Below are 23,060 nucleotides of genomic sequence, written 5' to 3' on the forward strand. Positions count from 1 at the left end.
TATATAGTATTACGATGAGTAGACACCGTGGGGCAGGCATCGCCCGCCCCACTCATTGCCATTAATGCTTGATAATATACAAGTTTTTAACGTAGATATTATCCATCGGGTCTTTCCCGGTATATCCACCTACCCACGGTTTGACCAGACGGGCGTTCACGTAGTAGTAAACCGGCACGATTGCAGAGTCTTTATCGAGCTGCTGTTCTGCTTTCGCATACAGGTCAGCACGCTGCGCTTCGTCAGTGACTTTCAGGGTATCGCCAATCAGCTTGTCGAACTCTGGGCTCTTATAGTGCGCGGTGTTGTTCGAGCTGTCGCTCAGCATGGTGTTCAGGAAGGAGGTCGGTTCATTGTAGTCCGCACACCAGCCTGCACGCGCCACATCAAAGGTGCCCTGATGACGGCTGTCGAGGAAGGTTTTCCACTCCTGGTTTTCCAGCTTCACGTTCGCACCCAGGTTTTTCTTCCAGATGGAGGAGACGGCGATAGCCAGTTTCTTATGCAGGTCAGAGGTGTTGTACAGCAGGTTAAAGGTCAACGGTTTCTCAGCGGTATAACCGGCTTCGGCCAGCAGTTTCTTCGCTTCTTCGTTACGTTTTTCCTGTGACCAGCCGAACCACTCTGGCTGGGTCAGTTTTGCGCCATCGGTATACGGTGGGGTGTAGCTGTACGCCGGCAGGTCGCCCTGGTTTTTCACTTTATTAACGATGATGTCGCGATCCAGTGCCAGTTTCAGAGCGGTACGAACGCGAACGTCATTGAATGGCGCTTTCTGGTTGTTGATCTCGTAGTAATAGGTGCAGAGGTACGGGTCAACGTGTACTTCAGCCGGGATCTCTTTTTTCAGCTTCTGGAACAGTTCAATTGGCATGTTGTTATAGGTCATGTCGATTTCGCCGCTGCGATAGCGGTTAACGTCGGTCACTTCAGAAGAGATTGGCAGGTAGGTTACCTGATTGATAACGGTTTTTGCGTTATCCCAGTAGTTGGTATTACGCTCGAGGTCGATACGTTCGTTAACAACCCAGGCTTTCAGCTTATAGGCGCCGTTGGTCACGATATTGGCAGGCTGAGTCCACTTCTCGCCGAATTTCTCAACCGCGGCTTTCGGAACCGGGGAAACGGACGGGTGAACCAGCAGCTTATAGAAATACGGAACCGGCTCGCTCAGGGTCACTTCGAAAGTGTTGTCATCGATCGCTTTTACGCCGAGGTCGGTAACAGGTTTTTTGCCAGTGATGATGTCGTCGATATTGGCGATATGGCCATACTGCAGATAGCTCGCATACGGAGAAGCGGTGTTTGGATCCGCCAGGCGCTGCCAGCTATAAACGAAATCTTGTGCGGTGACCGGGGAACCGTCAGACCACTTTGCGTCTTTACGCAGGTGGAAGGTCCAGACTTTACCGTCTTTGTTTTCCCATTTTTCAGCCACGCCCGCAACCGGGTGGCCGTCTACGTCAGAGACCAGCAGACCTTCGAACAGATCGCGGTTAACGTTAGACTCAGGTACACCTTCAATTTTGTGCGGGTCCAGAGACTGGACTTCAGCACCGTTGTTACGGACCAGCGTTTGCTTCTCCGCCAGTTGGACCCCAGCAGGTACGTCAGCAGCCATTGCAACGTTGCCTGCGATTAGCGCAGTTAAGATCCCCGCAGCGACCAGACTTTTTTTTGTGATGATGGACATTGTGTTGATACTCCACTCTTTATAATTACTGGTTTTTTACCAGCCTGTTTAATTCCCCTTTTTGGGGTTCCCTGACAACGTAGGAGTTTATGCTGCCGTCAGGCGTTTTTTTACTTCTTGCTATCACCGACTTTACTATTACTGGCGACTCGTCTGGCCGCCTTGCGTCGATTTGTGACACGCCTCCCCTGTCGAGGCGTGTATTAATTCTTATAGGTCAGAATCGTTAATGAAAAAGATTCTCAACTAAAGGAATTACGCTGAAATGGAATGGCCGGAAAGTACCAAATGGCTTACTTAGGTGCCAATACATTTTGCAAATTTGTTAACCAATTCTCTTTTACGAAATTTACTGCAACGCTGTGGGCTACCCTGCCGCGCATCAAAAGCGGGAAAAGTTACCGCTATTCAATGGGATGTTGAAAATGTTGTCGATGACTGCCTGGCGCTGCCAGAGACGAACCGTTATTTGTACAAAAAATTAACAACTGTCTATTATTTAGCACATTCATCTAAATCATTCATCAAATTACTAATATCATCTCAGTAATCTTGCAGCAAGCCCCAGAGTATCGTGTGAGTAAAATAACAGTCGCATTGCGCGGATTGTGACCAGCACAGGAGGGTGATGGAAGGCAAGTTATTGAAAGTTATAACAACAAAATTATTAATAAAATTTATTATAGATAGAGCGATTTTCAACTTTCATTATATGATTTGCTGATAATGACAAAAAAAACGGAGCCACAGGCTCCGCTCTTTCGTTTGAAATGGCTAACTGAGTAAACCCGGGAAAATGGATTTCAGACCGGTAACAATAAATTCGATCCCCAACGCCATCAGCAACAGACCCATAATTCGGGTAATAACGTTAATGCCGGTCTGCCCCAGCAAACGCACCAGCCAGGGTGCGAGACGGAATACCCCCCAGCAGCAGAACGCAAACAGCGCGATGGCTACCGAGAAGCCAACCAGATGCATCAGATTATGGTAGCGCGTTCCCCATACGATAGTGGAGCTGATTGCCCCCGGTCCCGCCATTAATGGCAGCGCCAGCGGTACTACACCAATACTCTCGCGGATGGCGGTTTCTGATTTCTCCTGCTTGTTTTGTTTGTCCTCACCCAGCTTGCCGCTGATCATTGACATTGCAATAGTCACCACGAGGATCCCGCCGGCAATTCTGAACGAATCAATGGAGATGCCAAAAATTTGCAATATTGAATCGCCAAGATAGAGCGAGGTCAGCAGGATGATTGCCACCGACAAATTTGCCGTCAGGTTGGTTTTATTCCTGGCCACAGCGGTTTGATAGCTGGTCATACTGATAAACACGGGGATGATGCCCACCGGGTTCACCAGCGCAAACAGGCCGATGAAAAACTTAAAATAGGTTGGAAAATCAAAGAGCGATAGGCTCACTGTTAGCTCCGCTGATAAGCAAGACGTAATATAAAATGTGGCAACAACAATAACCGCGCAGAAGATACGCCTTTTATGCCTGCCTTTCATCACATTAATGCTAAATATAGTGATGTTGCACTGTAAAATATTTGTGTACTTTATAGGTGCTTATGGTTCAATTACTTTTGCAATTATTTAACATCTGACGAAATGCCCCAAAATACCCCTGCTGAAAGGTATCAGCTTATGGATAAATTGATACAGATCATGTTTTCGGTACTCAGAAGTGAGTAATCTTGATTACGCCACCACGGAGATGCAGAGTCTGAACCCAGGCTACTGATAGGAGGCTCTTTTAGTAAATCAGGGGAAAGATAAAAACGTTAACACCTTGTTTTTACGTAATTAAAGCAAGTGGCAATGACGCTGACTATACTGTTTTCTTGTCGAGCAGCTGATTTACTAAAAGAGTTTAACATTATCAGGAGAGCATTATGGCTGTTACTAATGTCGCTGAACTTAACGCACTTGTAGAGCGCGTAAAAAAAGCCCAGCGTGAATATGCCAATTTCACCCAAGAACAGGTTGATAAAATCTTCCGCGCCGCCGCCCTGGCTGCTGCAGATGCTCGAATCCCTCTCGCTAAAATGGCCGTTGCCGAATCCGGTATGGGTATCGTTGAAGATAAAGTGATTAAAAACCACTTTGCTTCCGAGTATATCTACAACGCCTATAAAGATGAGAAGACTTGTGGCGTCCTGTCAGAAGATGACACCTTCGGAACCATCACCATCGCTGAGCCAATCGGCATCATCTGCGGTATCGTTCCAACTACCAACCCAACTTCTACCGCTATCTTCAAATCGCTGATCAGCCTGAAGACGCGTAACGCAATCATTTTCTCTCCACACCCACGTGCTAAAGATGCAACCAACAAAGCTGCGGATATCGTTCTGCAAGCGGCGATCGCTGCAGGTGCACCGAAAGATCTGATCGGCTGGATCGATCAGCCTTCTGTGGAGCTGTCTAACGCACTGATGCACCACCCGGACATCAACCTGATTCTTGCGACCGGTGGTCCAGGTATGGTTAAAGCAGCTTATAGCTCCGGTAAACCGGCTATCGGCGTAGGTGCGGGTAACACCCCTGTTGTTATCGACGAAACCGCCGATATCAAACGTGCTGTCGCTTCTGTACTGATGTCTAAAACCTTTGATAACGGCGTAATCTGTGCTTCCGAGCAGTCCGTTGTTGTTGTTGACTCCGTATACGATGCCGTTCGCGAACGCTTCGCCAGCCACGGCGGCTACCTGCTGCAGGGCAAAGAGCTGAAAGCTGTTCAGGACATCATCCTGAAAAATGGCGCACTGAACGCCGCCATCGTCGGTCAGCCAGCGTACAAAATCGCTGAACTGGCAGGTTTCACCGTTCCAGCCAGCACTAAGATCCTGATTGGCGAAGTGAAAATCGTTGATGAAAGCGAGCCGTTTGCGCACGAAAAACTGTCTCCGACCCTGGCAATGTACCGCGCGAAAGATTTTGAAGACGCGGTCGTTAAAGCTGAGAAACTGGTTGCGATGGGCGGTATCGGTCATACCTCCTGCCTGTATACCGACCAGGATAACCAGCCAGAACGTGTTGCTCACTTCGGTCAGATGATGAAAACTGCCCGTATCCTGATTAACACCCCTGCTTCTCAGGGTGGTATCGGTGACCTGTATAACTTCAAACTCGCGCCTTCCCTGACTCTGGGTTGTGGTTCATGGGGTGGTAACTCCATCTCTGAAAACGTTGGTCCTAAGCACCTGATCAACAAGAAAACCGTTGCTAAGCGAGCTGAAAACATGTTGTGGCATAAACTTCCGAAATCTATCTACTTCCGCCGTGGCTCCCTGCCAATCGCGCTGGATGAAGTGATTACTGATGGCCACAAACGTGCGCTCATCGTGACTGACCGCTTCCTGTTCAACAACGGCTACGCAGACCAGATCACCTCTGTTCTGAAAGCAGCTGGCGTAGAAACTGAAGTGTTCTTCGAAGTTGAAGCTGACCCTACCCTGTCCGTTGTGCGTAAAGGCGCAGAGCTGGCAAACTCCTTCAAACCAGACGTGATCATCGCGTTGGGCGGCGGCTCCCCAATGGACGCAGCCAAAATTATGTGGGTAATGTACGAGCACCCTGAAACGCACTTCGAAGAACTGGCGCTGCGCTTTATGGATATCCGTAAACGTATCTACAAGTTCCCGAAAATGGGCGTGAAAGCGAAAATGATCGCCGTAACTACCACTTCCGGTACCGGTTCTGAAGTGACTCCGTTTGCCGTTGTAACCGACGATGCAACCGGTCAGAAATACCCACTGGCAGACTACGCTCTGACGCCGGATATGGCGATTGTCGATGCCAACCTGGTTATGGAGATGCCGAAATCACTCTGTGCATTCGGTGGTCTGGATGCGGTAACTCACGCCCTGGAAGCCTATGTTTCTGTACTGGCGTCTGAGTTCTCCGACGGTCAGGCTCTGCAGGCACTGAAACTGCTGAAAGAGAACCTGCCAGCGTCCTATAACGAAGGCTCTAAAAACCCGGTTGCCCGTGAGCGTGTGCACAGTGCTGCCACCATCGCCGGTATCGCGTTTGCTAACGCCTTCCTGGGCGTGTGTCACTCCATGGCGCACAAGCTGGGTTCACAGTTCCACATTCCTCACGGTCTGGCGAACGCCCTGCTGATTTCTAACGTTATCCGTTATAACGCGAACGATAACCCAACCAAGCAGACTGCATTCAGCCAGTACGACCGTCCACAGGCTCGTCGTCGCTACGCAGAAATCGCTGATCACCTGGGCCTGAGCGCTCCTGGTGACCGCACTGCAGCGAAGATCGAGAAGCTGCTGGCATGGCTGGAAAGCCTGAAAGCTGAACTGGGTATTCCTAAGTCAATCCGTGAAGCAGGCGTTCAGGAAGCTGACTTCCTGGCTCACGTTGACAAGCTGTCTGAAGATGCCTTCGATGACCAGTGTACTGGTGCGAACCCGCGCTACCCACTGATTGCCGAGCTGAAACAGATCCTGCTGGATACCTACTACGGCCGTGAATACTCTGAAGGTGTGGTTGCTGCACCTGCAGTGGAAGCCCTGGTGAAAGCGGATAAGAAAGCGAAGAAAAGCGCTTAATTAATCGCTCAATAAAAACCCGCTTCGGCGGGTTTTTTTATGTCTGTTAAGAAACAGGGATGCTAGCGACGAAAGGCGTCCTGAATCGCCGTCAGAGAGCCTGTGACCAGCGCCTCTTTGTAATGCTTACGACAGACGGATACATAGCGCTCATTGCCGCCAATAACCACCTGCTCGCCTTCCGCATAGGGTTTACCCGACTGATCGAGGCGCAGCACCATACTCGCTTTACGCCCGCAGAAGCAGATGGTTTTTAATTCCACCAGTTTGTCTGACCAGGCTAGCAAATACTGGCTACCGATAAATAACTCGCCGCGAAAATCAGTACGCAAGCCATAACAGAGCACCGGTATATCCAGTTCATCAACCACTTCTGAAAGCTCATGTACCTGCTGACGCGTTAGAAACTGGCTTTCATCTACCAGCACGCAATGCACCGCCCGATCGGCGGCTTCTGCTCGAATTTCATCCAGCAGATTGGTTAGTGGATTAAATAGCCTGGCGGGTGAAGAGAGGCCAATTCGGGAGCTGACCTTCCCGGTGCCAAAGCGGTCATCGATTTCAGCAGTGTACACCACCGTGCGCATCCCACGCTCCTGGTAATTGTAGGAGGATTGCAGTAATGCGGTCGACTTACCTGCGTTCATTGCTGAATAGTAGAAATACAGTTGTGCCATTGGCCCTTAAACCCTAATCAATGTGTATTATTACCGATGCGCGATTGTACCATATTTTGTCGGGTCTTCCGTGCTCCAGCGCGGTTTACCGGGATTTCAGAAGATTTTATCCCTTAACAAGGATATAGGGATCATACTAAAAAGAGGAAATATCTGAGCTTTATCACCGTGCTAAGTTCAGGAAAAACCTCTTATTTTAATGTCGTCACAGGGTTCAAAATGAATCAATAATAATTAACCATTTTGGCGAGAAACCGTGTTTTCAGTACTAATACGAAAGGTTGATATTTATCCTGAGAAACAATAAACCCTGACAAAATTGCAGACGAAAAAGAGTTCACCGTCAGGTTTACAACGCATCATTGGATAACCGGGGTTACCTTTTGCCCTACCAAATTTAAGTTGGCTTAATTATTAATAGCGTCGAATATTAGGTATTTTTGAATTCCTTACATTATGACCTATTGCATATATCAATTTATGCCTCTATTATTACTTCAACAAACCCCCCACATTATAAGTTTGAGATTACTACAATGAGCGAAGCACTTAAAATTCTGAACAACATCCGTACTCTCCGTGCCCAGGCGAGAGAATGTACTCTGGAAACGCTTGAAGAAATGCTGGAGAAATTAGAAGTCGTTGTTAACGAGCGCCGTGAAGAAGAAAACGCTGCTGCTGCTGAAATCGAAGAGCGTACGCGTAAACTGCAGCAATATCGTGAAATGCTGATCGCAGATGGTATTGATCCAAACGAATTGCTGAACAGCATGGCTGCCGCTAAAACCGGTACTAAAGCTAAACGCGCTGCGCGTCCTGCTAAATATAGCTACATCGACGAGAACGGCGAATCTAAAACCTGGACTGGCCAGGGTCGTACTCCAGCTGTTATCAAAAAAGCCATGGATGAGCAAGGTAAACAACTGGACGACTTCCTGATTCAGGAATAAGTCAGAAACTTATCCGAAAAATCCCGCTTAATGCGGGATTTTTTATGCCTTTATTTTATACAGTGTGACATTCTGTTACATGCTGTCATAAGGATTGAACCAGATTATTCTCGTGCCCTGGTAAGAAACGCCTTAAAAAGGCCATAAAAAACCGGTGTAGCCTGGCTATCACCGGTTTTTGCTTAGCGCGTCATCGCAAAATTAGTTTTTAATGCCCAGAGTATCTTTCAGCCAGCCTTTAAATTCCTCACCTAAAGACTGGTGACGAATACCATATTCAACGAATGCCTGCATGTAACCGAGTTTATTACCGCAGTCATGGCTCTTACCTTTCATGTGGTAAGCTTCAACGGTCTCTTTTTCGATCAGCATATCGATGGCATCGGTCAGCTGGATTTCATCCCCAGCGCCTGGAGGTGTTTTAGCCAGCAGTGGCCAAATCTCCGCGCTCAGGACGTAACGCCCTACTACAGCGAGATTAGACGGCGCTACGTCGGCTTTTGGCTTCTCAACCACGCCGACCATTGGCACGCTGTCACCCGGGTTCATGCCAACGCCTTTGCAGTCAACCACGCCATAAGCGGTAACGTCTTCAACCGGCTCAACCATGATCTGGCTGCTGCCCGTTTCGTCGAAGCGCTTAATCATTTCTGCCAGGTTATCCTGTGAGAGATCGGATTCAAACTCATCGAGAATAACGTCAGGTAAAATAACCGCTACCGGCTCGTTCCCGACGACCGGGTGTGCACACAATACGGCATGGCCCAGACCTTTTGCCAGACCCTGACGAACCTGCATAATAGTCACGTGCGGCGGGCAAATAGACTGAACTTCCTGCAGAAGCTGACGCTTAACACGTTTTTCCAGCATAGCTTCAAGTTCAAAACTGGTATCGAAATGGTTTTCGATAGAGTTTTTGGATGAATGCGTTACCAGCACAATTTCAGTAATGCCAGCGGCAATACATTCGTTGACCACATACTGGATTAATGGCTTATCAACGAGTGGCAGCATCTCTTTTGGAATTGCCTTCGTTGCCGGCAGCATCCTGGTTCCCAACCCGGCAACCGGGATAACGGCCTTTGTCACTTTCGAATTTACGGCAGCCATTGAAACTCTCCTGAACTGTTCATGTTTTGAACTTTAGTCTGCATTAATAACGCGTTCAGTATATCAGCCTGAAGATGGTGTCCGGGTCTGAAAAGGACGCGCTACCGCTTAATTAGGATAAATACGAATGAAAACAGGCACCGATAGTAGCATTGCCCGTAAAACGACGGTAAAGCTATCTACCGTTTAAAATTCAACTGACTATTCTGTGGACAACATTAAGCGCAACCGTCCCCCTGTCCCCCAAATTTGGCATTGCCATGAGGTGCAGCGGTGGCTTATTTGATTAAGATAAGTATTACCTAACGTGCCTAACGGAACGCCGTTACTGACCTGAATATGATGCTCACCTGTATTAAGCGTGGCATTAAGTCCGGCAGACACCAGAATCAAATTTTTCAGGCCGCTGTGGTAATAACCGACCAGTAAAGGAAATTGACCAGGCAGACTGGCTTGTCGCAGCAGCTGGTTAACCTGTTTCAACAAGCTGCCCAACTCAGGCAGACGCTGCCCCTGGTGAGAAAGTTGTTCCTGGAGCAGGCCATTAAATAATGCCCGCAATAATAACGCCGCCAGCACGCCATTATCGCCTGCCCGGGTGACGTCCAGACAATAAAATGCCAGATCGTTTTCAGACAACGGTGCGATATCCAGCACCAGACCTGGTTGATCGGCCGCCATCAGCTGGCGGTAATTCACCTTGCACCCGGAGATGGTCTGTTGCACTGGCGGCTGAAGTTCCTGTAACAGCTTTGCTGCCGCAGATGGGTTATTGACCAGCGCATCCCAGTCCTGAAAAAGTCGCTCTTCTTCTTCAACGCGCGAATTGAACATATTGGGATAGAGGCAGGCGAGCACGGTTTCACGCAGGCGATTGAGATCTTTTACCGGCTTAAGCAATACATCCTGGACTCCAAGACGTAACGCTTTTGCGATATCGGCCATATTTTCCGTCGCGGAAATAACCAGAATTGGAAGCTGGTTACCTGCGTTACGCAGATGCTCCACCAGCTTCAGGCCATTCATACGCGGCATGGCGATGTCGCAAATCATCAAATCGGGCTTAAGCCCTACCATTATTTCCAGTGCGTCGATCCCATCAGCTGCAAGCGCGGTGGTCGCCCCCAGCGATGATAGCCATGAATCCAGTAAAGAGCGGAAAACAGGCTCGTCTTCAACTATCAGAATTTGTTTTCCGGCTAGTGGTTGTGTCATGGTCTCTCCCGGCGCTGACAATAGATAAATAGTGGCATGCTATCGGTACTATCGCCTGTCAGATTTTGCTGAAGTAATCAAAAAAACGTGCTCAGGCTGTTGCCCGCACTAAAGGTAATAATTCATCCATTTTCTTTTCGACTGCCTGCGCGCCTGCGGTAATGGCTGCCTCTGCACGATGGAAATCGAGCGTTGAAATTTGTGGACAAAAAGGTTGGATCAATATATCCGGCGGATCTCCCGCCATTCGATTGCGCTTCAGGCGATTTTCCAGCACCTGAATTGACGTCGTCATGATTTCCATGGCGGTAGGCGCAGTGACCAGCTTACGGGTGGTCCGCGTGAAGCGTCCTCGCAGGCGTTTATGCCAGGCGAGATCTTCTGGCGCGCCCTCATCAGTATGGGTATTGACCGGCATAAGATCTGCTGCATCAGGTGGGCATCATGCTGGAGGTCGACGGCAATGACGATATCGGCCCCCATCGCGCGGGTCAGTGAAATGGGCACCGGATTAACAACGCCGCCGTCAACCAGCCAGTAGCCATTATGCGGAACCGGCGCCATCAGGCCAGGCATACTGCAGGAGGCACGTACGGCAAGATGAAGATCGCCTTCGGTGAACCAGATTTCCCTGCCGGTGCTGAGATTGGTAGCTACCGCACCGAAAGGCATCTGACAGCTTGAGAATTCGGTCAGGGGCATGACCTGGCGAAAACGGTTAAAGACGCGCTCACCGCGTAATAACCCGCCACGTTGCCAGGAGAGATCCATCAGGCGCAGGACGTCCCAGTAGCTAAAGGAACGAACCCAGGTTTCCAGCTCCGGGAGCTTGCCACACGAGTAGGCGGCCCCCACCAGTGAACCTATTGAACAGCCTGCAACAATATCAATTTCGATACCTAAACGTTGTAAGGCGTTGATTACGCCAATATGCGACCAGCCCCGGGCTGCACCTGAGCCCAACGCCAGTCCAATTTTTACTTTTCTCATTAGCCCTGTTTAACGTCCCCTGGATTCCTGGCATAGCGTCATTGCACACGCTCAGTTAACATAGTGCCACCCTGGCGTTGTCAGCCATTCATATTTTAATTTCAGGAAGAGAATCGTGTCTCAACTCTGTCCCTGCGGTAGCGCTCTCGATTATAGCCTATGTTGCCAGCGATATCTTACTGGTGAACAGGTTGCACCGGACCCGGCATCACTTATGCGCTCCCGATATGCCGCTTTTGTGACGCGGGACGCAGACTACCTGATCAGGACCTGGCATCCATCCTGCCATGCTACTGATTTTCGTCAGGAGATCGAGGCCGGATTTGCAAATACGCAGTGGCTCGGCCTGACTCAGTACGAAACGGCAGCAGGCCGGGATGAAAACGAGGGGTTCGTCAGTTTTGTCGCGCGCTTTACCGAACAAGGAAAAGCGGGTGCCATCATCGAACGCTCGCGTTTCTTAAAGGAGGGCGGACAGTGGTACTATATTGACGGTACGCGTCCACAGTTCGGTCGTAATGACCCCTGCCCCTGTGGTTCAGGTAAAAAATTTAAAAAGTGTTGCGGCCAGTAAGGCCTGACGACACCATTTCAGCAAACACTTAAGGATTTTCCGGCAATGCAATCAACACAACGCAAAGTGCTGCGCACCATTTGTCCCGACCAGAAAGGGCTGATCGCCCGTATCACCAATATTTGCTACAAGCATGAACTGAATATCGTGCAGAACAACGAGTTTGTTGATCACCGTACCGGCCGCTTCTTTATGCGTACCGAGCTGGAAGGGATTTTCAATGACGCGACGCTGCTTGCCGATCTGGACGGTGCCCTGCCGGAAGGTTCGGTACGTGAACTGACTCCTGCCGGTCGTCGCCGCGTGGTTATCCTGGTCACCAAAGAGGCGCATTGCCTGGGCGACCTGCTGATGAAAGCCAACTATGGCGGGCTGGACGTGGAGATCGCTGCGGTCATTGGCAACCACGAGACGCTGCGTACTCTGGTTGAGCGTTTTGATATTCCGTTTGAGCTGGTCAGCCATGAAGGCCATACCCGCGAAGAGCATGACAATTTAATGGCTCAGGCAATTGAAGCGCATGATCCGGACTACGTGGTGCTGGCGAAATACATGCGCGTTCTGACGCCGTCATTTGTTGCCCGCTTCCCGAACAAGATTATCAATATTCACCACTCGTTCCTGCCGGCGTTTATTGGCGCGCGTCCTTATCACCAGGCGTACGAGCGCGGCGTGAAGATCATCGGCGCAACGGCCCACTACGTGAATGACAATCTGGATGAAGGTCCAATCATTATGCAGGACGTGATTCATGTCGATCACACCTACACGGCGGAAGATATGATGCGTGCCGGCCGCGACGTCGAAAAAAATGTATTAAGCCGCGCGCTGTATCAGGTGCTGGCTCAGCGTGTCTTCGTGTACGGTAACAGAACGATTATTCTTTAATCCTTTATAAAATGAATTGATTAGCTTTGCGTCTTTATGCATAAAAATCAGGCAAACGATTCAATTTAGCAAAGGAAGTCTTTACAGGGGCGCGTCATTTGATATGATGCGCCCCGCTTCCCACAAGGAAGCAGGCCAGTAAAAGCATTACCCCGTGGTGGGGTTCCCGAGCGGCCAAAGGGAGCAGACTGTAAATCTGCCGTCATCGACTTCGAAGGTTCGAATCCTTCCCCCACCACCATCATTTTCAAATCCTATTAAATCTGTTATTCGCAACATGTCTCATGCATTTTTTGATGCAGCCGAGTAATCTTTCCTTCTCCACCATTACTTCCCAAATCAATGTATTTATCCAGCTCCCGCGCACCTGTATTCCCCGGTGGCGCTGCGCTTACCGGGGCTACAAAACGACAACACCGCACCGTATCCGTAGGCCGGGTAAGGCGCAGCCGCCACCCGGCAAAAAACACTACACCGGCGGCAACCGACGCGTTACCGGTGAACTCTTCACAATAGACGTATTGCACTGCGCGTGTTCTGCCAGCCCATCCAGCAACGTATCCAGCTGTTCAATCGAACGCACCACCAGCCTGATAACAAAGCAGTCTTTGCCGGTTACTTTGTCGCTCTCTATACATTCGGGCATCTGCTGGATGTATTTATCCACCTTATGCAATAACCCCGGCAACGGCCGCACGCGGACCAGCGCCTGCAGCGTATACCCCAGCGCAGCCAGGTTTACCCGGGCACCGTACCCCTGAACAATCCCCCGCTCCTCCAGCCTTTTTAAACGCTCCGCCGTACTGGGTGACGTGAGTCCAACCCGGGCGCTCAACACCTTCAGCGACATACGCGCGTCCTCTACCAGACAGCGCAGAATATGGCGGTCGATCTCATCAATAACGTAATCCATAGCATTTACCTAATTTATAAAAGCAAATCCTGACTCTTACCTTACTTCAGCACTGTAAAACCAGACACAATTTTTTAACAATAAAGGCATTAATCAGGAGGTGTGTGATGAGTGACATTCAAAAAGGCGTCTGGCAAATGAGCCTGGCAATGCTGATATCCGGCTCCATCGGCGCGTTTGTTTTGCTTTCCGGTTTACCGGTGACCGAGGTAGTGTTCTGGCGCTGCCTGATCGGGGCCATGGCGCTGTTTCTCTTTATTCGTTTCAGTAAACGCCCTTTCAGCCCCTTAACTAAAGTCACTCTGGGGCTGGCCGTGCTCGGCGGCGTTGCGCTGGTCATTAACTGGCTGCTGCTGTTTGCCGCCTTCGACCGCATCTCAATCGGGCTTTCAACGGTGGTTTATAATACCCAGCCCTTTATGCTGGTGCTGATGGGCATGTTGATGGGTGAACGGGTGAGCCTGGTGAAATGGGGCTGGCTGTTCCTCGCCTTTGGCGGCGTGGTGATACTGCTCTCCAGCGAACTGACCGGCGGGCATAACGCACAATGGCTCGCGGGGATCGCCCTCGCGCTGGGCGCAGCCTTTTTCTATGCCCTGACCGCCATCATCACGCGCAAATTGAAGACCATCGCGCCGCAGCATATCGCCTTTATTCAGGTTTTAACCGGGGTGGTGATGCTCCTGCCACTGGCAACTATGCCAACTTTCTCCGGCGATTTTCCTTGGGCGATTTTACTCACGCTGGGGATTGTGCACACGGGGGTGATGTATCAACTGCTCTACAGCGCCATTCAGAAACTCCCTACGCCCATCACCGGTTCGCTGTCGTTTATCTATCCGGTTGTGGCATTGATTGTCGATAATCTGGTCTTTGGCCATGCGCTGAATCTCACCCAACTGGCCGGTGGGGCGCTGATCCTGTTTGCCGCGGCGGGGAATAACCTTGGCTGGGGCGAAAAAAAACCCCGCGAGTGCGGGGTTCAGATTAAAACGGCTGATTAGCGACGGGCACGCACAATCTGATATCTGCGCGTCAGGTACTCTACCGGCGCGCTCCAGATATGCACCAGACGGGAGAACGGGAACAGCAGGAACAGGGTCATGCCCAGCACCAGGTGGACGCGGAAGACAAACGCCACGCCGTCCAGATGTTCAGATGCCCCGCCGTGGAAGGTCACCACCGACTGTGCCCAACCCACCAGCTTCAGCATTTCGCTGCCGTCCATGTGCTGCGCAGAGAACGGAATGGTCAGCAGACCCAACGCACACTGCACCATCAGCAGGGAGAGGATCAGGATATCTGCCCCGGTGGTGGTGGCGCGAACGCGCGGGCTGAACAGACGACGTTTCAGCAGCAGCAGGCCGCCGACCAGGGTCATCACGCCACAGGCGCCCCCGGCAATCATCGCCATCTTCTGCTTCACGTCCATCGGCAGGAAGGATTCATACATCCAGTGCGGGGTCAGCATCCCGAGGAAGTGACCGGCAAAGATGCCCAGAATGCCGATATGGAACAGGTTCGACGCCAGGTTCATCCCTTTGCGATCCAGCATCTGGCTGGACGCGGCGCGCCAGGTGTACTGACCGTAGTCGTAACGCAGCCAGCTACCAATCAGAAATACCGAACCGGCAATATACGGATAGATATCGAAGAAGAACATATTCAGGAAGTGCATTATTGCTGTCCTCCGTTAGAGATATTCAAATATTGCGGGGCAACGGCACCGGCAAAGCGACGCTGGTGAGCGGCGATCTCCGACTCACCGCAGCTCTGGTCAGCAAAGAACTTCACCTGCTCCTCTTCCCAGACCGCATCCAGCGCCTGTGGGGTATCATCGCGCGCTTCATCGGCGATTTTTTCCGCCACTTTTTCACTGTCGACCGAGGCGTTTGCCAGTTTCACCAGCAGATCGAACAGCACCGCATAGCGGCTTTCACGCTGTTGCAGACGCGCGCTCAGTAACGCCAGAATCGGAGCGATATCCTGCAGGCCGCCCAGCGCCTCTTCTTTCGGCAGCTGCGCCAGATACTCCAGGTACAGCGGCAGGTGATCCGGCAGCTCGCGGCTGTCGAGATGAAGGCCGTGCTGCTCGTACTGCGACATCAAATCGACCATCGCCTGACCCCGGTCACGGGATTCACCGTGAACGTGTTCGAACAGCAGCAGCGAAGTGGCGCGGCCGCGGTCGAACAGCTGGCTGTAGTCAGACTGCACGTCCAGCAGATCCCGGGAGAGCAGATCGCGGAGGAAAACGCCCAGGGTCTGGGCATCCTCTTTGTCCAGGTTTTCCGATGACGCGAGTGCATCAAAGAGTTCCTGTTGATGCTGCGCCAGGGCAGCATCCGGGTACTCGAGCAGACGCGAAACAATGACGAGTTCAATCATTGGTGCGGCTCCGTTTTGCTGGTCACATCCATCGCGTCGATGCGACGGCTGTTAAACAGGTTGAATTTGTTGTCTGAACCGTGGCAACCGTCGCCGAAGGTAAAGCCACACCCACTTTTTTCCGGGAAGGCTTCACGGGCCAGCTCACGGTGGCTGCTGGGTACCACGAAACGATCTTCGTAGTTGGCAATCGCCAGATAGCGGTACATCTCCTGAGCCTGAGCTTCGCTTAAGCCCACCTCTTCCAGCGCGCGGGTGTCGATGACGCCGTCAACGGTTTCCGCACGTTTGAAGTGGCGCATCGCCAGCATACGTTTCAGCGCCAGCAGTACCGGCTGGGTGTCACCCGCGGTAAGCAGGTTCGCCAGATACTGAACCGGGATACGCAGGCTTTCGACATCCGGCAGAATGCCGTTGCTGCCCAGCTCGCCCGCGTCAGCCGCAGACTGAATCGGAGACAGAGGCGGCACATACCAGACCATCGGCAGCGTGCGGTATTCCGGATGCAGCGGCAGGGCCAGCTTCCAGTCCATCGCCATTTTGTACACTGGCGACTGCTGCGCAGCGTCAATCACGCTCTGCGGAATGCCGTCTTTCAGCGCCTGAGCGATCACTTTTGGATCGTTCGGATCGAGGAACACGTCCAGCTGTCGCTGGTACAGATCTTTCTCGTTCTCGGTGCTCGCCGCGTTTTCAATGGCATCTGCGTCATAGAGCAGCACGCCGAGGTAACGGATACGGCCTACGCAGCTTTCAGAGCAGACGGTTGGCATCCCGGCTTCGATACGCGGATAACAGAAGATACACTTCTCGGACTTGCCGCTCTTCCAGTTAAAGTAGATTTTTTGTACGGGCAGCCGGTGATGCACATACGCCAGCCGCGGCATTTGTCCTGGTCGATCAGCACGATACCGTCTTCTTCACGCTTGTAGATGGCACCGCTCGGGCAGGTGGCGACACAGGCCGGGTTGAGGCAGTGTTCACACAGGCGCGGCAGATACATCATGAAGGTGTTTTCGAACTGGCCGTACATCGCCTTCTGCATATTCTCGAAGTTCTGGTCTTTGGCGCGCTTTTCAAACTCGCCGCCCAGAATTTCTTCCCAGTTTGGCCCGCTGGTGATCTTGTCCATGCGCTGACCGGTGATCAGCGAGCGTGGACGGGCGATCGGCTGGTGTTTACCTTCCGGGGCGTTGTGCAGGTTCTGGTAGTCGAAGTCAAACGGCTCGTAGTAATCATCGATGCCCGGCAGGTGCGGGTTAGCGAAGATTTTACCCAGCAGCAGCGCTTTGTTACCCATGCGCGGCACCAGCTTGCCGTTGATTTTACGGATCCAGCCGCCCTTCCATTTCTCCTGGTTTTCCCAGTCAGTCGGGAAGCCGGTGCCCGGCTTGCTTTCCACATTGTTGAACCAGGCGTACTCCATACCTTCGCGGCTGGTCCAGACGTTTTTACAGGTGACTGAGCAGGTATGACAGCCGATGCATTTATCCAGATTCAGCACCATGCCGACTTGTGAACGAATTTTCATTTTACGCTCTCCTGTACCTGGTCATTACCTTCGCCATCTAACCAGTTAATGTTCTTCATCTTACGTACCACCACGAACTCATCGCGGTTCGATCCTACGGTGCCGTAGTAGTTAAAGCCGTAGGCCAGCTGCGCATAGCCGCCGATCATATGGGTCGGTTTCGGCGTAATACGGGTCACGGAGTTATGTATACCGCCGCGCTGTTCCGTTATCTCAGAACCCGGCAGGTTCACGATACGTTCCTGAGCGTGGTACATCATGGTCATCCCGGCCGGTACACGCTGGCTCACCACCGCACGGGCGGTCAGGGCGCCGTTGCTGTTGAACACTTCGATCCAGTCGTTATCTTCAATGCCCAGATCTTTGGCATCCGCTTCACTCATCCAGACAATCGGGCCGCCGCGTGACAGGGTCAGCATCAGCAGGTTGTCGCTGTAGGTGGAGTGGATACCCCACTTCTGGTGCGGCGTCAGGAAGTTCAGCGCCTTCTCCGGGTTGCCGTTGGATTTCGCACCCATCACGGCTTTCACCGAGCGGGTATCAATCGGCGGACGGTAGACCAGCAGGCTCTCACCGAAATCACGCATCCACTGATGATCCTGATACAGGGACTGACGGCCGGACAGGGTACGCCATGGGATCAGCTCGTGAACGTTGGTGTAACCGGCGTTATAAGAGACGTGCTCATCTTCCAGACCAGACCAGGTCGGGCTGGAGATAATTTTGCGCGGCTGAGCCTGAATATCGCGGAAGCGGATCTTCTCGTCTTCTTTGTTCAGCGCCAGATGGGTATGGTCGCGACCGGTAAACTCGCTCAGCGCCGCCCAGGCTTTCACCGACACCTGACCGTTGGTTTCCGGGGCCAGGGTGAGGATCATCTCTGCCGCATCAATCGCCGTGTTCAGCATTGGCTGGCCTTTGGCCGGGCCGTCCGCTTTGGTGTAATTGAGCTTACGCAGCAGATCCATTTCGCTCTGGGTATTCCAGGCAATGCCCTTGCCGCCGTTACCGATTTTCTCCATCAGCGGGCCGATAGAGGTAAAGCGCTCATAGGTCGCCGGGTAATCACGTTCCACCGGAATAATGTGCGGTGCAGTCACGCCCGGGATCAGGTCGCACTCGCCTTTTTTCCAGTCCTTCACGTCCAGCGGCTGCGCCAGTTCGGCGGCAGAGTCGTGCTGGATTGGCAGGGTGACCACGTCGGTCTCTTTGCCCAGGTGCCCTACGCACACTTCGGAGAATTTCTTCGCGATATCTTTGTAGATATCCCAGTCGCTTTTGGATTCCCATGCAGGGTCAACGGCAGCAGACAGCGGATGAATAAACGGATGCATATCCGAGGTATTCATGTCGTCTTTTTCATACCAGGTAGCGGTTGGCAGCACGATATCGGAGTACAGGCAGGTGCTGGACAGACGGAAGTCCAGGGTCACCACCAGATCCAGTTTGCCGTCGAGACCGTTGTCTTTCCACTCCACCTCTTCAGGCTTCACGCCGCCCTGCTTGCCGAGATCTTTCCCCTGGATACCGTTTTCAGTACCGAGCAGGTATTTCAGCATGTACTCGTGGCCTTTACCGGACGAGCCCAGCAGGTTGGAGCGCCAGATGAACAGGTTACGCGGATGGTTTTTACCGTTTTCCGGCTGCTCAGCGGCGAAACGGATAGAGCCATCTTTCAGGGATTTAACGGTGTACTCCGCTGGCGTCATGCCGGCTTTCTTCGCTTCCTCTGCAATGCGCAGCGGGTTGGTCCCCAGCTGTGGCGCAGACGGCAGCCAGCCCATGCGCTCTGCGCGCACGTTAAAGTCGATTAAGTGGCCGCTGTAGCGGGATTTGTCCGCCATCGGCGACAGCAGCTCCTGGGCGGTAACCGTTTCGTAGCGCCACTGGCTGGAGTGGTTATAGAAGTAAGAGGTGCTGTTCATGTGACGCGCCGGACGCTGCCAGTCAAGGGCAAACGCCAGCGGCTGCCAGCCGGTCTGCGGCCGCAGTTTTTCCTGGCCCACGTAGTGTGCCCAGCCGCCGCCGCTCTGACCGACGCAGCCGCAGAAGATCAGCATGTTGATCAGCCCGCGATAGTTCATATCGAGGTGATACCAGTGGTTCAGGCCGGCACCGACGATGATCATTGAACGACCATGAGTCTTATCGGCGTTATCAGCAAACTCACGCGCGGTACGGACGATCTGCGCCCGCGGTACGCCGGTGATCTGCTCGGCCCAGGCCGGGGTGTAGGCTTTTACGTCGTCATAGCTGGTAGCGCAGTTTTCGTCGCCAAGACCGCGCTCCAGACCGTAGTTGGCCATGGTCAGGTCATAGACGGTGGTGACTAACGCGGTAGAGCCGTCGGCCAGCTGCAGGCGTTTCACCGGCAGTTTGTGCATCAGGACGTTTTGCAGCTCAACCTTGTTGAAGTGTTCAGATCCTTCGCCGCCAAAGTACGGGAAGCCGACATAGGCGATCTCGTCCTGGCTGCCCAGCATGCTGAGGCGCAGTTCGGTCTCTTCACCGGTTGTGCCGTTACGCTGCTCGAGGTTCCATTTGCCCTTCTCACCCCAGCGGAAACCGATGGAGCCGTTAGGGGCAATCATGTCGCCATTGCTGGTGCAGGCAACGGTTTTCCACTCCGGGTTATTTTCCTGGCCTAGCGCATCCACCAGGTCGGCGGCACGCAGCATACGGCCTGCGGCGTAGTAACCGTCGCGCTCTTCCAGCATCACCAGCATTGGCATGTCGGTGTACTTGCGTACGTAGTCGGTGAAGTACTGGCTTGGTTTGTCGAGGTGGAACTCACGCAGCATGACGTGGCCCATCGCCAGCGCCATCGCGGCATCGGTACCCTGTTTAGGGGCCAGCCACAGGTCGCACAGCTTGGCGATTTCGGCGTAGTCCGGGGTAACGGCGACGGTTTTGGTACCTTTGTAACGCACTTCGCTAAAGAAGTGGGCGTCCGGGGTACGGGTCTGCGGAACGTTGGAGCCCCAGGCGATGATATAGCTGGAGTTATACCAGTCGGCGGATTCCGGCACGTCGGTCTGCTCACCCCAGGTCTGCGGAGAGGCAGGCGGCAGGTCGCAGTACCAGTCGTAGAAGCTCAGGCAGGTACCGCCGATAAGCGACAGATAGCGCGCGCCAGAGGCGTAGGAGACCATCGACATCGCCGGGATCGGCGAGAAGCCCGCCACACGGTCCGGGCCGTAGGTTTTAACGGTATAGACGTTGGAGGCGGCAATCAGTTCGTTCACTTCCTGCCAGGAGGAGCGCACAAAGCCACCGCGTCCGCGAGCCTGTTTGAAGCTCTTCGCTTTGTCGGCGTCTTCGATAATAGAGGCCCAGGCCAGCACCGGATCGCTGTGCTGCACTTTCGCTTCACGCCACATCTTCATCAGGCGTTTACGCATCAGCGGGTATTTCAGGCGGTTAGCGCTGTACAGATACCAGGAGTAGCTGGCGCCACGTGGGCAGCCACGCGGTTCGTGGTTTGGCATATCCGGGCGGGTGCGTGGGTAGTCGGTCTGCTGCATTTCCCAGGTCACCAGACCATTTTTGACGAAAATCTTCCAGCTGCAGGAGCCGGTGCAGTTTACGCCGTGGGTAGAACGCACCACTTTGTCATGTTGCCAACGCTGACGGTAACCGTCTTCCCAGTCCCGGTTAGTCTCCAGAACCTGGCCGTGCCCATCGGCAAAAGTTTCACCCTTCTGTTTGAAGTAGCGAAACCGGTCCAAAAATTTGCTCATCGGGTATCTCCTGTGTGGAGCCTGTGGCTCTCTAAATCGACATTGCTGATTTGCTGCGAAGGTAACGCTCTGAAAGAGGAGGAGAATTGATAACGATCAAGGGGGATGGGGGATGTTCAGCGCGGTAAATTTTCAGCTACCACTAAAGCGGTACAAAAGTAAACAATGTAATATATTGTTTTATATGATTATTATTTATTTATCGTACAAAACAGCACTGGGCATTTATCCCCGGTGGTATTAAGGGGTAGGCCATCCTGTTTAGCGATAGCGATCACAGCGGCTACGGCCTGGCAGTCGTGCTGGTCATAAGTATGTTGTAACTAAAGACGGCGTAAAAAAAGCGCGGCCTTAGGCCGCGCAAACGGATAATCAAACTTACTTACTTTTTATTAGAATTCCGTCCGTATACCAGCCAGGTGACAAACACGCAGGCGATATAGAAAACAAGGAACACTTTCATGGCGCCTGCCGGTGAGCCGGTCAGGTCCAGAGAGATACCAAAGGCTTTCGGGATAAAGAACCCGCCAATGGCGCCGATTGCTGAGATAAAGCCCAGTGCGGCTGCGGTATCGGTGGCCGCTTCACGCATTGCCTGCTCCTCAGAGCCGCCCTGCGCTTTAACGCGATCCATCGTCAGTTTACGGAAGATCACCGAAATCATCTGGAAGGTTGAGGCGCTACCCAGCCCGGCGGTCAGGAACAGGACCATAAACACCGCGAAGAAGGCACCGAAGTTGCCGCCCGCACCGTTAACCGGCAGGGTCATGAACAGCAGCGCACAGAAGAGAGCCATCACCACAAAGTTCACCAGCGTGACGCGGGTGCCACCCAGACGGTCGGAGATCATCCCGCCGGTAGAACGTGCCAGCGCGCCAATGAACGGACCGAAGAAGGCATAGTGCAGGATCTGCACATCCGGGAACTGGGTTTTCGACAGCATTGCGAACCCGGCGGAGAAGCCGATGAACGAGCCGAACGTGGCCAGATAGAGCAGCGCCATGATCCACAGATGGGCACGCTTAAGCACCGGCAGCTGTTCGCTCAGGGAGGCTTTCGAGGCCGCCAGATCGTTCATGCCAAACCATGCCGCCAGGGTGAAGATCACCAGGAAAGGCACCCAGATCCACGCGGCGTTCTGCAGGAACAAATAAGAGCCATCGGCCTGCTCAACGCCTGCGCCACCGAAGGCGGCAAAGATACCGACCGAGATCGCCAGCGGTGCGATCAGCTGCATGACGCTGACGCCCATGTTGCCCAGGCCGCCGTTGATCCCCAGCGCCCCGCCCTGCTTCTGTTTAGGGAAGAAGAAGCTGATGTTCGCCATGCTGGAGGCGAAGTTCGCACCCGCAAAGCCGCACAGCAGAGAGATAATCACGAAGGTGCTGAATGGCGTAGAGGTATCCTGTACCGCAAAGCCCAGCCACACGCATGGGATGATCATGATCCCGGTACTGAACGCGGTCCAGCGGCGGCCACCGAACAGCGGCACCATAAAGGCATAAGGCACGCGCAGCAGCGCGCCGGAGAGCGCAGGCAGTGCGGTTAACATAAACAGCTGGTCGGTGGTAAACGTGAAGCCCACTTTCGGCAGGTTGACGGCGACGGCGCTGAACAACATCCAGACGCAGAACGCCAGCAGCAGGCAGGGAACGGAAATCCACAGATTACGACTTGCTACACGTTGGCCCCGCTGTTGCCAGAACGCCGGATCTTCCGGACGCCACTCGGTAATGACTGCGCCAGAATCCCTTTCGGGGGTAGTTGAGTGACTCATAGACACCTCTGATTCTTAAAAGATGCTACAAAGATCAGGG

General features: G+C 52.8%; 15 protein-coding genes, 1 tRNA gene and 2 pseudogenes. 6 read left to right on the plus strand and 12 right to left on the minus strand.

Features of this window, described 5'->3' with window-relative positions; translation table 11 throughout:
• Nucleotides 1-61 precede the first annotated feature (61 nt).
• Both oppA and K5I40_RS00540 read right to left on the minus strand, forming a co-directional pair.
• Nucleotides 62-1,693: an oligopeptide ABC transporter substrate-binding protein OppA gene (gene oppA, locus K5I40_RS00535; protein ID WP_039030682.1), complete on the minus strand. Its 1,632-nt coding sequence runs from the start codon at nt 1,691-1,693 to the stop codon at nt 62-64.
• A gap of 774 nt (nt 1,694-2,467) precedes the next feature.
• A complete protein-coding gene (locus K5I40_RS00540) occupies nt 2,468-3,115 on the minus strand; it encodes a YchE family NAAT transporter (protein WP_039030683.1) in 648 nt (215 codons plus the stop codon).
• 476 nt (nt 3,116-3,591) lie between these two features.
• Between K5I40_RS00540 and adhE the strand changes: the two genes are divergently transcribed.
• Nucleotides 3,592-6,267: a bifunctional acetaldehyde-CoA/alcohol dehydrogenase gene (gene adhE, locus K5I40_RS00545; RefSeq protein ID WP_039030684.1), complete on the plus strand. Its 2,676-nt coding sequence runs from the start codon at nt 3,592-3,594 to the stop codon at nt 6,265-6,267.
• 62 nt (nt 6,268-6,329) lie between these two features.
• Here the strand turns inward: adhE and tdk are convergent, their stop codons facing one another.
• Nucleotides 6,330-6,944 carry a thymidine kinase gene (tdk, locus tag K5I40_RS00550; protein ID WP_223073930.1) on the minus strand — a complete coding sequence of 205 codons (615 nt, stop codon included), beginning with the start codon at nt 6,942-6,944 and terminating at the stop codon, nt 6,330-6,332.
• Nucleotides 6,945-7,480: 536 nt separating this feature from the next.
• On the opposite strand from tdk, the gene hns reads away from it, so the two are divergent.
• Nucleotides 7,481-7,894, plus strand: coding sequence for a histone-like nucleoid-structuring protein H-NS (gene hns, locus K5I40_RS00555; protein WP_039030686.1), 414 nt, complete (start codon nt 7,481-7,483; stop codon nt 7,892-7,894).
• Nucleotides 7,895-8,095: 201 nt separating this feature from the next.
• Here the strand turns inward: hns and galU are convergent, their stop codons facing one another.
• From galU to rssA, 3 genes and pseudogenes are all read right to left on the minus strand, one after another.
• Entirely contained in the window at nt 8,096-9,004 is a 909-nt protein-coding gene (galU, locus tag K5I40_RS00560) for a UTP--glucose-1-phosphate uridylyltransferase GalU (protein ID WP_039030687.1), read from the minus strand.
• 201 nt (nt 9,005-9,205) lie between these two features.
• Nucleotides 9,206-10,219 carry a two-component system response regulator RssB gene (rssB, locus tag K5I40_RS00565; protein ID WP_039030688.1) on the minus strand — a complete coding sequence of 338 codons (1,014 nt, stop codon included), beginning with the start codon at nt 10,217-10,219 and terminating at the stop codon, nt 9,206-9,208.
• 91 nt (nt 10,220-10,310) lie between these two features.
• Nucleotides 10,311-11,209: pseudogene (rssA, locus tag K5I40_RS00570) on the minus strand (patatin-like phospholipase RssA).
• Nucleotides 11,210-11,324: 115 nt separating this feature from the next.
• On the opposite strand from rssA, the gene K5I40_RS00575 reads away from it, so the two are divergent.
• From K5I40_RS00575 to K5I40_RS00585, 3 genes are all read left to right on the plus strand, one after another.
• Nucleotides 11,325-11,783, plus strand: coding sequence for a YchJ family protein (locus K5I40_RS00575; RefSeq protein ID WP_072036690.1), 459 nt, complete (start codon nt 11,325-11,327; stop codon nt 11,781-11,783).
• 45 nt (nt 11,784-11,828) lie between these two features.
• The gene (purU, locus tag K5I40_RS00580; RefSeq protein WP_039030691.1) at nt 11,829-12,671 is read left to right on the plus strand and encodes a formyltetrahydrofolate deformylase; all 843 of its coding nucleotides are present in this window, start codon (nt 11,829-11,831) and stop codon (nt 12,669-12,671) included.
• 156 nt (nt 12,672-12,827) lie between these two features.
• Nucleotides 12,828-12,912: transfer RNA gene (locus tag K5I40_RS00585), tRNA-Tyr, on the plus strand.
• A gap of 228 nt (nt 12,913-13,140) precedes the next feature.
• On the opposite strand, the gene K5I40_RS00590 is transcribed toward K5I40_RS00585, so the two are convergent.
• The gene (locus tag K5I40_RS00590) at nt 13,141-13,584 is read right to left on the minus strand and encodes an Lrp/AsnC family transcriptional regulator (protein WP_223073929.1); all 444 of its coding nucleotides are present in this window, start codon (nt 13,582-13,584) and stop codon (nt 13,141-13,143) included.
• 107 nt (nt 13,585-13,691) lie between these two features.
• Here K5I40_RS00590 and K5I40_RS00595 point away from each other — a divergent pair, with 107 nt between their 5' ends.
• Nucleotides 13,692-14,588 carry a DMT family transporter gene (locus tag K5I40_RS00595; RefSeq protein ID WP_223073928.1) on the plus strand — a complete coding sequence of 299 codons (897 nt, stop codon included), beginning with the start codon at nt 13,692-13,694 and terminating at the stop codon, nt 14,586-14,588.
• Here K5I40_RS00595 and narI read toward each other — a convergent pair.
• From narI to K5I40_RS00620, 5 genes and pseudogenes are all read right to left on the minus strand, one after another.
• Nucleotides 14,585-15,262, minus strand: a complete 678-nt coding sequence (gene narI / locus K5I40_RS00600; RefSeq protein ID WP_039030694.1) for a respiratory nitrate reductase subunit gamma — start codon at nt 15,260-15,262, stop codon at nt 14,585-14,587. The two genes, K5I40_RS00595 and narI, sit on opposite strands and share 4 nt — an antisense overlap.
• Complete coding sequence (gene narJ / locus K5I40_RS00605; protein WP_139565339.1) at nt 15,262-15,972, minus strand: nitrate reductase molybdenum cofactor assembly chaperone; 711 nt, start codon at nt 15,970-15,972, stop codon at nt 15,262-15,264. Before narJ ends, narI begins: the two co-directional genes overlap by 1 nt.
• Nucleotides 15,969-17,503 (minus strand): annotated as a pseudogene (narH, locus tag K5I40_RS00610) (nitrate reductase subunit beta). The gene narJ and the pseudogene narH overlap by 4 nt, the downstream one beginning before the upstream one ends.
• Nucleotides 17,500-21,243: a nitrate reductase subunit alpha gene (locus K5I40_RS00615; protein WP_223073927.1), complete on the minus strand. Its 3,744-nt coding sequence runs from the start codon at nt 21,241-21,243 to the stop codon at nt 17,500-17,502. The pseudogene narH and the gene K5I40_RS00615 overlap by 4 nt, the downstream one beginning before the upstream one ends.
• Nucleotides 21,244-21,625: 382 nt before the next feature.
• Nucleotides 21,626-23,020 carry a NarK family nitrate/nitrite MFS transporter gene (locus K5I40_RS00620; RefSeq protein ID WP_139565341.1) on the minus strand — a complete coding sequence of 465 codons (1,395 nt, stop codon included), beginning with the start codon at nt 23,018-23,020 and terminating at the stop codon, nt 21,626-21,628.
• Nucleotides 23,021-23,060: the final 40 nt, after the last annotated feature.

The sequence above is a fragment of the Leclercia sp. LTM14 genome (genome assembly GCF_023736175.1).
Lineage (GTDB): Bacteria > Pseudomonadota > Gammaproteobacteria > Enterobacterales > Enterobacteriaceae > Enterobacter > Enterobacter barmai.